Origin of the sequence: Methylomonas subterranea (genome assembly GCF_024505185.1) — a bacterium.
In the GTDB taxonomy this organism is placed as follows: Bacteria; Pseudomonadota; Gammaproteobacteria; order Methylococcales; family Methylomonadaceae; genus Methylomonas; species Methylomonas subterranea.
The window spans coordinates 66,910-78,941 of sequence record NZ_JANIBJ010000004.1; the positions used below are offsets into that span (position 1 = coordinate 66,910).

At 42.7% G+C, this 12,032-nt stretch carries 10 protein-coding genes; 8 read left to right on the plus strand and 2 right to left on the minus strand.

Annotation, left to right across the window (positions count from 1 at the left end):
• The first annotated feature begins 9 nt into the window (after nt 1–9).
• The 8 genes from NP590_RS03195 (at nt 10) to NP590_RS03230 (ending at nt 9,926) form a co-directional block, all read left to right on the plus strand.
• The gene (locus tag NP590_RS03195; protein ID WP_256600772.1) at nt 10–2,298 is read left to right on the plus strand and encodes a lysylphosphatidylglycerol synthase transmembrane domain-containing protein; all 2,289 of its coding nucleotides are present in this window, start codon (nt 10–12) and stop codon (nt 2,296–2,298) included.
• A complete protein-coding gene (gene asnB, locus NP590_RS03200) occupies nt 2,286–4,187 on the plus strand; it encodes an asparagine synthase (glutamine-hydrolyzing) (protein WP_256600773.1) in 1,902 nt (633 codons plus the stop codon). The genes NP590_RS03195 and asnB overlap by 13 nt, the downstream gene beginning before the upstream one ends.
• The gene (locus NP590_RS03205) at nt 4,184–5,044 is read left to right on the plus strand and encodes a glycosyltransferase family 2 protein (RefSeq protein WP_256600774.1); all 861 of its coding nucleotides are present in this window, start codon (nt 4,184–4,186) and stop codon (nt 5,042–5,044) included. Before asnB ends, NP590_RS03205 begins: the two co-directional genes overlap by 4 nt.
• Nucleotides 5,045–5,125: 81 nt before the next feature.
• Nucleotides 5,126–6,202 (plus strand): GNAT family N-acetyltransferase, encoded by a 1,077-nt coding sequence (locus NP590_RS03210; protein ID WP_256600775.1) that lies wholly within the window; start codon nt 5,126–5,128, stop codon nt 6,200–6,202.
• 2 nt (nt 6,203–6,204) lie between these two features.
• Complete coding sequence (locus NP590_RS03215) at nt 6,205–6,450, plus strand: acyl carrier protein (RefSeq protein ID WP_256600776.1); 246 nt, start codon at nt 6,205–6,207, stop codon at nt 6,448–6,450.
• A gap of 396 nt (nt 6,451–6,846) precedes the next feature.
• Entirely contained in the window at nt 6,847–7,665 is an 819-nt protein-coding gene (locus tag NP590_RS03220) for a hydrolase 2, exosortase A system-associated (protein ID WP_256600777.1), read from the plus strand.
• Between the two features lie 144 nt (nt 7,666–7,809).
• Nucleotides 7,810–8,679, plus strand: a complete 870-nt coding sequence (locus NP590_RS03225) for a hydrolase 1, exosortase A system-associated (RefSeq protein ID WP_256600778.1) — start codon at nt 7,810–7,812, stop codon at nt 8,677–8,679.
• Complete coding sequence (locus tag NP590_RS03230) at nt 8,676–9,926, plus strand: glycosyltransferase (protein ID WP_256600779.1); 1,251 nt, start codon at nt 8,676–8,678, stop codon at nt 9,924–9,926. The genes NP590_RS03225 and NP590_RS03230 overlap by 4 nt, the downstream gene beginning before the upstream one ends.
• On the opposite strand, the gene NP590_RS03235 is transcribed toward NP590_RS03230, so the two are convergent.
• A complete protein-coding gene (locus tag NP590_RS03235; protein ID WP_256600780.1) occupies nt 9,923–10,762 on the minus strand; it encodes a transglutaminase-like domain-containing protein in 840 nt (279 codons plus the stop codon). The two genes, NP590_RS03230 and NP590_RS03235, sit on opposite strands and share 4 nt — an antisense overlap.
• Before the next feature lie 30 nt (nt 10,763–10,792).
• On the minus strand, nt 10,793–12,028 hold the full coding sequence (locus NP590_RS03240; protein ID WP_256600781.1) for a pyridoxal-dependent decarboxylase, exosortase A system-associated: 1,236 nt from the start codon (nt 12,026–12,028) through the stop codon (nt 10,793–10,795).
• Between the last annotated feature and the right edge of the window lie 4 nt (nt 12,029–12,032).

A 12,032-nucleotide genomic window follows, 5' to 3' on the forward strand; every position in this document is an offset into this window, starting at 1 on the left:
AGTTCGCTTATGCTATTAATTAAGCTTGGGGTTACATCGCTGTTACTTCTGGTCGTATTTTCTAGAATAGATATTAATAATATCGCTCAATTGTTGTTTTATGTTGACTGGAAATATATATTGGCTGCGATTTTTATTACTATACTCCAAACTTATATTCTCTCATGGCGGTGGCATAGAATTGTATGTTTTTTGGATGGCATGCTCGAAGTTGCAGTGGCTGTCAGACTGTCTTTTCTTGGTGTGTTCATGAATCAGGTGCTGCCTACTTCGATAGGGGGCGATGTTTTCAGGGTTTGGGGGGCTCATCGACACGGGTTGATTAGCAATATAGGTTTTAGTAGCGTGGTTATCGATAGAGTTACCGGGTTGCTTTCGCTCAGTATGGTGGTAACAATCGCATCGTTGTTTGTCTGGTCCGACCTTAATGATGGGCTTTTACGTTTTACAATATTGAGTTCCAGCGTGATGATCCTTGCACTGATAGTGTTTTGCACGGTTGGAGTCGGACAAAAATATAGATTTTTGAATCATCATATTGTCAAGTTAATGAACGATCTTGCCAGTGGTATGCGTAAATTGCTTGTTAATCCGTATCGGGCAGTTGAAGTTTTAATAGTGGGAGCATTGGCTTCGTCAACCGGGTTTTTAGCGGTTTTTGTATTAAGTAAAAGTATTGGTATAGACGTTTCATTTTTTATCAGCGCTGTGTTTGTCGGTATGGTGACCTTGCTCGCCGCGTTACCAATTTCTATTGGAGGGTGGGGGGTTCGTGAAAGCGCCATGGTCGCGTTGTTTGGTATCGTGGGGGTGCCAAATGAAAAATCTTTGTTGTTGTCGGTGCTCTACGGGGTTGTAATGATGCTTGCTTCGTTACCTGGAGGGTTCTTATGGTGGGGTGGCAAGGGCAGTCTCAAGTCTGATTCGACTTGCGCTCAAGTTGGGCAACTTGATTCAAAGGTGTGTATGGCGTTGGATTTTCATAATGCGACGAATAAGAGAAGGGCGTTAGGCAGGATCGGGTTCTATGGCGCAAAAGCTATCAACCAGATGTTTCGCACTGAATTATCGACTTCTCATGCTTGGCTTTATATCTTGCTGTTTTTGGGGTTGGGAATTTCCATATTGCTGAAAGGGCCGGTAATCAGTCTAGACTCATCGACCTATGTCAATCATTGGCCGACACGTTCCCCAGTGTATCCTTTTTTGCTCGATATATTTGATGAGCACTATCATCTTTTGGTGTTGATGCAATACATAACTGGAGTGGCATCAATAGTATTCTTTTGTGAAAAATTAAAGTCTATTTTTATTCGGACGCGGCACGTTAGTATAATGTTTTTTTTGTTGCTGATATTGCCATATTTGCCAATCGATTTTCTCGATATTGCCAATCTTGTAGGGGCGGAGTCTGTTTCTTATTCCTTGTTTTTGTTATCGACAGGTTATTTTATAGCTGGATTGTATGCACTAGATAAAAGAAGTATCTTCCTGTCATGTGTTATATTGTTTATTTTGATGTTGACTAGAAAACAATTCGTTTTTTTGTATCCGGTTTACGTCCTGATGTTATTGCTTATGCGAAATAAATCAAAATCTTTGATCTTGATATGCATGGTTTTTGTTAGTTACTTTGGATCAAATGCAATCGAAAGGGTTTATAACGGCATTACAGCGGGTCATTTTACGGGAGTGCCATTTACTGGAATACAATTGGTCGTGCGTCCGCTTTGGATAGCTCGCTTCGTCGACGCGGATCAATTTTCTGGGCTTGAAAAGGAGGTTTTTGTTTCGACATTACAAATGATGGATAAAAACTATGTGTCATTAAGCTCCTGTAAGGAAAGCGCGTTGCCGATTCAATGCGGATACCATCATTTTCTCGAAAGTTATAACTTAATTTGCTGGCAAATACTATATCCTGTACTTAAAGGGAATGGAATTACTGACTGGTGGGAAATTGATAGAATCACCCTTTCAATTTCCTATAAATTAATCAAGGGCAATCTGTTTACATATCTTTCAGAGTATTATTCGGCAGTCAAAAATGGAGATGGTCCTTATTATATGCTCTTTCTGCTCGTTGTATTAATCTTATCGTTAATAGATAGTATGAGGTATGATAAAATCACCTCAAGGGTTTTGCTAATGGTAACCATGATGTGTCTTGCCAATATTTTATTGGTTTCCATCGTTGAACCACTCTTGCAGCGATATACTTTCTACACCAGTTTTCTGCAAATCGCCGTATTGGTAGTATTTTTATTTGAGCCAGAGAAATCTAAATGTGTGGAATAGCGGGTGAATTGAATTGGGGTGGCTCGGTTGATCCTGTTGCCATGGAGAAAGTAATTTCGGCAATGGTTCATAGGGGGCCCGATGCGGGGTCAATAAAGCAATGCGGGAAAGTGGTATTGGGTCACCGCAGGCTATCGGTAATTGATACACGTGCTGTTTCTAATCAGCCGATGTTTGATAGAGACGGACTTGCCTGCATCGTTTTTAACGGAGAGATTTATAACCACGGCCAATTGAGGCAGGAATTGGTGGCGAGGGGGGCTGAGTTTTTAACTAACTCGGATACTGAAGTGATTTTGCAAGCCTATCTGCATTGGGATGTGGAATGTCTGGCAAAATTCGTGGGCATGTTTGCTTTTGCAATATGGGACGTTCGGAAACAGCGTTTGTTTATTGCGCGCGATAGGATGGGTGAGAAACCTTTATATTTTTTTGAAAACGAATATGGTGTTGTCTTTGCTTCCGAGCTAAAGGCGCTGATGCAACACCCCTACTGCCCTCAAGCCGTAGATCCTCGTGCTATAAGTCAGTTTCTTTCCTTAAACTATGTTCTTACCGATTGTTGTATTATTCAGGGGGTTAAAAAATTAGCGCCGGCACATTATATTTTAGCGGACCATTCAAAACCGATAGTTATCAAAGAATATTGGGCGCTAAATGAGTTTTTTAATCATAAACAGGAGTGGTCAAGTTATAAATTGGCTCAGGACCGGCTAAATGAGTTAATTAGTCAGTCCGTTTCGGGGCAGATAGTTGCGGATGTTCCTCTGGGAGCTTTTTTAAGCGGCGGTGTTGATTCCTCGACAATCGTGTACGGAATGGCAAAATTGGCCGGGTCGAATAGGACTAAAACTTACAGTATCGGTTTTAATGAGCACTCCTATAATGAACTTCCGGAAGCCCAATCGATGGCTGATTACCTTGGGGTTGGTTTGGATTCTAAAGTAATAGCTCCGCATATTTGTGATAATTTGCCTGCGATAACTTCCGCGTATGACGAGCCATTTGCAGACAGTTCTATGATACCAACATATTTTTTATGCCAATTTGCGAGGCAAAATGTAACGGTATCGTTGTCAGGAGATGGCGGCGATGAGTTGTTTCTGGGATACGAAACGTATATGGCGGACAAACTTCATAATGTGTTTTCCGGAGTCCCAAATTTTATCATTCAGGCCATGCGGGGCATTGTTAATGCTCATTTGCCGGTCACTTTTCATAAAGTAAGTTTTGATTATAAATTACGCCAATTTTTGGCTGGTTTGGCTTTGCCCTTTGAACGAGCTCACTATCACTGGCGCACTATTTTTTCAGATGCCGAAAAACGTGCTTTTTTGAACGATCCCAGTATCATGGAATATGATCCTGCTGAATCTTTCCTGCAAAAGTTTTCCGAGGTATCCAACTGCCATTTTTTGGATCAGGCCTCATATGTCGATATGAAAACCTGGTTGGTTGACGATATTTTGATTAAATTGGATCAGGCGGCGATGGCGCATTCTCTTGAAACGCGTGTGCCTTTTCTGGATCATCGAATTGTAGAGTTTGCCGCGGGTCTACCGGTTTCTTGGAAGTTGAATAGGGGTAACAAAAAGGCAATATTAAAATCATCTCAAGAAGGCAATCTTCCACATGATCTTTTATACCGAAAAAAAAAGGGATTTAACGCTCCTGTGTCCCATTGGTTGTCTAAGGATTTGGCCGCATTGGGAAAATCCGCAACCTTGGATACTCCGCTGACTGAATGGTTAAATGGAGCTGTTATCGAAAGTTTGTGGCGCGATCACGAAAACAAAGTATCAGATAATGGGTTAAAGCTGTATGGCTTGGTTTGTTTGGGGCTTTGGTTGCAAAAACATTATGAACATATTAATAGGAAATCTACATGATCTCAGTCGTCATACCTGCATATAACGAACAGGGCGCCATTCACCATACTGTTAACGAAATCAGACATACTCTAGAGTCAATGAGTATTGACGGTTACGAAATTATTGTTGTGAACGACGGTTCTACTGACAATACAGCGGAAGAAGCGCTAGAGAGCGGGGCGAAAGTTGTTAATCATCCTCATAACGTTGGGTATGGCAAGTCCCTAAAGAGTGGTATTTTGGCTGCAAACAACGATGCGATCGTTATTACCGACGCGGATTTAACTTATCCATTCGATCAATTTCCCAAACTCTACGAGGAGTATGTTAAGGGATTCGATATGGTGGTTGGGCGCAGGACGGGCGTACATGTAAATCCATCTATCCTTAAATCACCATTGCGGCGAATATTGAGGTTTTTGGTTGAGTTTACTGCCGGTCGAAAAATCCCTGACATAAATTCCGGATTGAGAGTGTTTAGTAAAAAAACTGTCGTTCCATATTTCAACCTGCTTTGCGATACCTTTAGCTTTACCACGTCGCTAACTCTCGCCTATATGATGACCGGGCTATTTGTGTCATATATAGATATACCTTATTCAAAAAGGCATGGTAGCTCAAAAGTCCGATTGTTTAGAGATTCATTAAGAACTTTGCAATTTATTTTGCAAGCTGTAACTTATTATAATCCTATAAAGGTTTTTCTACTATTTGCTATCATTTGTATTTTATTGTCGTGTGTTGGCTTCTTGATATCAACCTTTCTGCATATAAATGCCGGTTATTATTTGGGGTTGGGCGGATTTTTGGTTTCTCTTATTATATTGTGCATGGGGTTGATTGCGGATTTATTAAAACAAATTATGCATAAATAAATATTCTTTATTTTGTTTGTTTGCTAATGATAGACTAATTCTCGAGATTGCTGGTATTTATTAAATTTGGTTTTTATCTATATGTCAATAGAAGTTTCAAGTATTGATGGTTTGCGGGATGATGTTATTTTGGGGTTGAACCGTCCCGAAAGGGGGTTTTTTAATTCATTCGGTTGGTTTAGTAATTTTTTTAATAGTGTCGCTAAAGTTTTAAACTTCGATTGTTTTTTTTTGTATCAAAGCCAAATTAATAATCCATTGATTCTGCCCTTGATGTATGAGGCAAATCATTCTCTTAAAGTTGTTAAGAGTATGTCAAATTATTATTCGCCAATCTTTTCATTGGTTGGCGATAGGGGGATGGTTGAGTCTGAAATCTCAAGCTTTTTACAACAAATCAATAAAAGGTTGCCGGCCTGGGACTTAATGGAGTTACGTCCGCTCAGTCTGGAGGAGTGTGATTTTTTGTTGTCTGAATTCCAAAAAAACGGGATGCCGGCAATTAAATTCTTTTGTTTTGGTAACTGGTTTCTTGATGTTGCTGGTCGATCATTTACCGAATACTTTTCTCAGCTCTCGTCGCAAGTTAGAAATACGGTATTGCGTAAATCGAAAAAATTTTTCCAATTGGATGGTGCAAAGGTTACTATTTTCACATCTATTCAGCATATTGAAGAGGCTATAGCTTGTTATGAGCAAGTTTATCGCTCCAGCTGGAAAGTGGAAGAGCCGTTTCCGGAATTTATGCCTGGATTAATTAAACTGGCAGCGTCAAATGGTACGCTTCGTTTGGGGGTCGCCTATCTTGGTGACAAAGCCATCGCGGCGCAAGTCTGGATTATCGCGGATAAAACGGCATACATTTTTAAGTTGGCTTATGATGATGCTTACACGCAATATTCCGCTGGTACTATACTGACTTCAAAACTCATGGAGCACGCGATCGACCTGGACAAGGTGGAAATTGTCGATTATTTATCCGGCGATGATAGTTACAAGAAGGACTGGATGTCTCATAGACGCGAACGTTGGGGGCTTTTGGTGTTTAATACGTCTTCATTCAGGGGGTGTTTGGAATATCTCAAAGAAACCTTAAAAGCCCGTATAAAGCGATTGCGGGATATTTATGTAATGCTTAAAACTAAACTAAAAATATAATTATGTCCGTTACCGATCAAGTTAAAGAAATATTGATTTCAATTCTGCAGATTAAGGATAGTAGCGCCAATTTCGCAATGGATATGCCTTTATTGGGCGCTATTCCGGAATTTGACTCCATGGCTGTAGTGTCAATTATAACGGCATTTGAGGATCGATTCGGGTTTGCTGTCGATGATGATGAAATCGATGCCTCGGTATTTGAGACATTCGGTTCTCTGGTAGCGTTTGTCGAAAATAAACTATAATTATTTATTTTGCCTTCGGTAATAATCGTTGTAAGTGTGCATGTCTGAAACCAACCTCAGCGTATGGATGATATCTGCATATCGGTTGATCTTTTTGTTTGCCTCCATTTTCAAGTATTCCCTTCGTATTACGGCAACTGGTTGCACGGTATTAATTGGTTTTTAATGAGTTAATAGAAGATATCAACTATTTTGCCATCGTCGAATTTTACAATCATCCGGATTGCTTGTTTTGTGTATATTAATTTCAATTGCGGGCAACGGTTATTTTTCACTAATGAAATCAGTAAAACTTGGTTATCTGGCTGGATATTCGTTAGCATTATCTCGCGCCAGTGGTTCATAGCGTAGTTTTTCTCCTCCATTACATGCCATGCTCTCTTTAGTGTTTGATCTATGAATCCTTTTTTTTTGGAAAGCCGATCGGGCACATTGTTTGCCGTTTATATCTCGCCTTCTGATTCTGAACCCAAGGGGGCGCTGGTGCATGTTCCAGCCTTTGCTGAAGAGATGAACAAATCAAGGCATATGGTTATGTTGCAAGCAAATGCGCTTTCTAAACTGGGATATGGCGTATTGATACTGGATTTGTTTGGGACTGGCGACAGTAGCGGTGACTTTGCTGAGGCTACTTGGGATTTCTGGTTAGCCGATCTTGCCGAGGGAGTTGCTTGGCTTAAACGACAAGGTATCGAACGGGTAGGTTTATGGGGTTTAAGGACCGGTATTTTACTGGCCATGGATTACGCTAAGCGCAATCCAGATACTATTTCGCGAATGTTGGCTTGGCAACCGGTTTTTAACGGCGACATGTTTGTTACCCAGTTTTTGCGACTTCGGATTGCTGCCGCCATAATGAACAACCTTGCGCCGCAGGAAAAGACCGGCGATTTGAAAAGGTTGTTGCAGCAAGGGCAAGCGCTAGAGGTGGCCGGCTATGGTTTGAATCCTGAGTTGATGAATCCCTTGATGAAGTTAAAGTTCGATCCTTCCGCTTTGGTGTCTTTGAACTCGTTCGATGTGTTTGAAGTTGTCGCGGCGCAGAACCCACAATCATCTTTTGTTTATTTACAGGCTGTTGATAATCTGACGAATCAGGGAATCCCGACAACCTTGACAACCGTTACTGGTGAACAGTTTTGGGCCAGTCAGGAAATCAGTACGGCGCCCGCATTGCTTACCGTTACGCTAGAAAAGGTTAGGCTATGGCATTAATTAACGTAATCTCGAATTTTTTATATTCTCGAAGCATATGTATGGCTGCTGTCAAGCTCATTTTGATCGATACAGTGTTTTATGTTTTTGCGGGAAATCGTACAAATCGCGATGTGTTCAAATATATACAGTCGGTAAATGTTTATGCGGCGTAATGAAATGCCGATGGTTTTTGACTGTCAGGGGGATCAACTGCTCGGAATAGTCCATCTGGCCGAAGGCGGCGCGCGGGTCGGCGTATTGATTGTAGTCGGTGGGCCACAGTACAGGGTCGGCAGCCATCGACAATTTGTTTTATTGGCTAGATATTTGGCTAGTCATGGAATTCCGGCAATGCGCTTTGATGTTCGAGGAATGGGTGACTCGAAAGGGGGGGAGCGGCGGTTTGATCAATTGGATGCCGATATACGTAGTGCTGTCGATTGTTTTATGGCGTCTGTTGATCTAAAGAGCGTGGTAATTTGGGGGTTGTGCGATGCCGCTTCGGCAGCGCTGTTTTACGCTTATCAAGATCATCGGGTGGCGGGACTTGTGTTGCTCAATCCTTGGGTGTTTACTGAGCAAGGTTCCGCTAAAACTTTTCTCAGACATTATTATTTGCAACGGTTTTTGAGTTCGGATTTTTGGCGGAAAGTGTTTTTATTTAAGTTCGATTTTATCGGTGCTATCGTTTCGTTTGCCGATATTTTGAAGAAAGTTGTAAAAGGACCATTGCAGGCTTCGGCTGTATCTACTTCGTCTGCAGTTCATATCGACGACGGTTTGCCGTTACCGGTCAGAATGCGGGAGTGCTTCAAGCAATTCGGTAAACCGGTTTTATTGATACTCAGCGGTAGAGATTTGACTGCGGACGAGTTCAGGCTGGTTGTTGCCGACGATTCGGTTTGGCAGGCATTGTTGAGCGATCCGCTGGTTACAAAGCGCGATTTTCCTGAAGCGGACCATACATTTTCGTCGGCAGAGTGGCGTGACAGAGTTGCGGATTGGAGTGTGAATTGGATAAGGGCACTATGAAAAATGTTTTGATGATAGCGTACCACTTTCCGCCGGTAAGAGTCAGTAGCGGAATTCAACGTACGCTGAAGTTTACAACCTATTTGCTGGAACACGGCTGGTGTGCGCAGGTATTAACCGTCGATCCGCGCGCATATGAAAAATGCAGCTCAGATCAGTTGCAAGAAGTCCCTCAACAAGTCACGGTCAAACGCGCTTTTGCCCTGGATACGGCAAGGCATTTGTCCTTTAAAGGGCGATATTCGAGATGGATGGCCTTGCCCGACAGATGGATAAGTTGGTGCTTGGGTGGTTTTTTTTCGGGTCTAATGTTAATTCGACGAAATAAGCCGCGCGTCATTTGGTCTACTTACCCCATTGCAACCGCGCATTTACTGGGATTTTTATTGCACCGCGCGACCGGTATCCCATGGATTGCCGATTTTCGTGACTCCATGACCGAAAATGATTATCCCGATGATCCGTTGCAGAGGCGTGTTTATCGTTGGATCGAGAGACAAACGATAAATCATTGCAGTCGCGCTGTCTTTACTACTCCCGGAGCTATTCGGATGTACAAACAACGTTATCCGGACATTGCCGATGAGCGCTGGGTATTGATACCGAACGGCTTTGACGAGGAAAATTTTGTTAACGCCGAACGCTCTCAAGCTTTCAAGGATGTGTTGTTAAGTAAGCCTAATAAAATCGTTTTGTTACATAGTGGTGTAATTTATCCGTCTGAACGCGACCCTAGTCATTTTTTTTTCGCGTTGGCTGAGTTGAAACAGTTTAATCAGATAAAAGCCGATCAACTCCGGATTATATTACGTGCTACCGGACATGACGCTTTACTTCAACGCATGATTGATGAATGCGATTTGAAGGATATAGTTTTTCTTGAGCCTGGTATCGCTTATGAGATGGCTTTGGCTGAAATGTTAGCGGTCGATGGCTTGCTGATATTTCAGGCGAGTAATTGTAATCATCAGGTTCCTGCAAAAATTTATGAGTATTTACGCGCCGGAAAACCTATTCTTGCATTAACCGATCCAGTCGGTGATACGGCTGGCGTTTTGTTTGAGGCTGGTTTGAATGAAGTTGTAGCGTTAGATGATAAGGAGTCCATCAAAAAAATATTTGTCCGTTTTATTGATGGTATTCAGCAAAAAAGTGTCAAGCTTGCATCCAAGCAGACTATAGAAATGCATTCGAGGCGGTACGGGGCCAATGTTCTGGCTGATGCGTTGAACTCAATAATCAGTTAGGCTATTAAGTTATTTATTGTTAATAACAACAATGCAGTAAGAAAAGATATATAGCCTATTAGATTTTTAGGATTTTCGAGTACTTGTGGTCGCTTTAAAAGGTATGGATCAACTTTTAGATTTTCTAATATGTTGGCAATTTTTCGCAAGTAGGGATTTTTATCCCAGTTTATGGTTTTAGGCCAGTTATAGCTTTCGGTTTCCCTTTTATAGAAGGCGATTTTATCGTCCTTACCGCGTAATTTTTCCAGAAAATCCAGGCGGTTGATTAATATTTCCGAATCAGCTTTCAAATCCGATACACCATAATAAGTATCATCATCCCTGGGAAAAGAAATGTTGAATACTGGGTCTGCGGCCATCCAGCCTTTCTCATATCGAGCATTGACAATCGTGTGTGTTGGTCCACTGGTTTCGGAACCATACAACATCACCAAAGTCGAGTCTATATTCAAGCGCTTAAGCAGGGCAGACAATAAACGCGATTTGTCTGCGCAGTCGCCGCCATTTTGCAAAACCTGCACCGGTGTTGGGCCTAGTTTTTGAAATAAAAAGTATTGTTTGTTTTTCGCAAACCCTTTGTTGAAGTACACAGCCTGATTTAGCCTTTCAATGATTTTACCTTTTGACAGGCCGGTAAGATCAACTGTAGATAAAAACCGATCTAAACTTTTTTCGTCAACGTACTGGCTATATTTTAGATATATTGACAATATAAAAAATATCGAGGAAAGGGCTAGGATAATATAACCAATCATTTTTGATTTTTCGCTAATTTGATGTGGGTTGAAATTCGTCGTTTTAAGATATCGAACCAGCGGGATGGATGTATCCAACTTATGGATACATCATCAATTTCATATTCATTAGGCTAATATTTCCAGTGCATCCGGCTGACTAAGAAATCTGGCCGGACTGGCGGTGTAGCCATAAGCGCCCGACTGGAAAATCACCACCAGATCGCCGATTTCTGCCTTGGGTAGCGCCATTTTGTCGGCTAATATATCCAGTGGCGTGCACAACGGACCGACGATATTGACGGTTTCGTGTTCAGCAAAGTCCATTTTGTTACCGATGGCTACCGGATAATTCTTGCGTATGACTTGACCGAAATTGCCGGATGCCGCCAAGTGGTGGTGCAAGCCGCCATCCACAATTAAAAAAGTTTGGCCTCTGGAATTTTTTTTATCGATGATGCGTGTTACGTAAATACCCGCTTCGCCGACCAGATAGCGGCCCAGTTCGATGATGATTTCCGCTTCCGGCAGGGCGTGTTTTGTCGCCGCCATTTGCTCTCCCAATGCCTTGCCTACCTGTCCGATTTCCAGGGGAGTATCGCCTGGAAAGTAGGGTATGCCGAAGCCGCCGCCGATGTTGAGTTTACGAATGGGGGTAGGGCAATGTTCCGCCAGCCGTGCCGCCAGTTGCAGACTCTTTTTCTGTGCGTCGATGATGGATTCGGCTTTAAGATTTTGCGAACCGCTGTAGATATGAAAGCCTTGAAAGTCTAAATCGAGTGCCTTGATCAGCCTGAGTGCATCGGGTAACTGTTCTTCGTCGATACCGAATTGCTTGGGGCCGCCGCCCATTTTCATGCCGGAGGCTTTTAATTCGAACGCCGGATTGATACGGATGGCAACCTTGGCATTAAGACCCAGGGCTTGGCATTGTTCGGCAATGGTGTTTAATTCGTGAAAGGATTCGGCGTTAAGGGTCACCCCGGCTGCGATGGCTTGCGATAATTCCTGGGGGCGTTTGCCCGGGCCGGCGAAGCTGATGTGTGCCGCGGGCATGGGTGTGTCGAGCGCTACCTTCATTTCACCCGCCGAAGCCAAATCGAAACCGTCCACCAAGGTCGCCATATGTTGTACCACGGCCGGCATCGGGTTGGCTTTCATGGCGTAATGAATTTTCAATTCAGCCGGCATGTTTTTTCGCAGATCAAGCACTCGTTGCGTCAGCGCCTGTCTGTCGTAGGCGTAAAACGGGGTTTGGCCCACGCGTTGAGCCAATTGAGAGAGCGGTATGCCGCCAAGCATCAATTGCCCATTCGCTATGGGGAAGGTATTGATATCGGCATGTATGGGAGCGGCTGAATTCATGTTG

Coding starts and splice junctions, on each gene's coding strand:
- NP590_RS03195 (WP_256600772.1), top strand. CDS start 10: ATGCTATTAATTAAGCTTGGGGTTACATCGCTGTTACTTCTGGTCGTA.
- asnB (WP_256600773.1), top strand. CDS start 2,286: ATGTGTGGAATAGCGGGTGAATTGAATTGGGGTGGCTCGGTTGATCCT.
- NP590_RS03205 (WP_256600774.1), top strand. CDS start 4,184: ATGATCTCAGTCGTCATACCTGCATATAACGAACAGGGCGCCATTCAC.
- NP590_RS03210 (WP_256600775.1), top strand. CDS start 5,126: ATGTCAATAGAAGTTTCAAGTATTGATGGTTTGCGGGATGATGTTATT.
- NP590_RS03215 (WP_256600776.1), top strand. CDS start 6,205: ATGTCCGTTACCGATCAAGTTAAAGAAATATTGATTTCAATTCTGCAG.
- NP590_RS03220 (WP_256600777.1), top strand. CDS start 6,847: ATGAATCCTTTTTTTTTGGAAAGCCGATCGGGCACATTGTTTGCCGTT.
- NP590_RS03225 (WP_256600778.1), top strand. CDS start 7,810: ATGCGGCGTAATGAAATGCCGATGGTTTTTGACTGTCAGGGGGATCAA.
- NP590_RS03230 (WP_256600779.1), top strand. CDS start 8,676: ATGAAAAATGTTTTGATGATAGCGTACCACTTTCCGCCGGTAAGAGTC.
- NP590_RS03240 (WP_256600781.1), bottom strand. CDS start 12,028: ATGAATTCAGCCGCTCCCATACATGCCGATATCAATACCTTCCCCATA.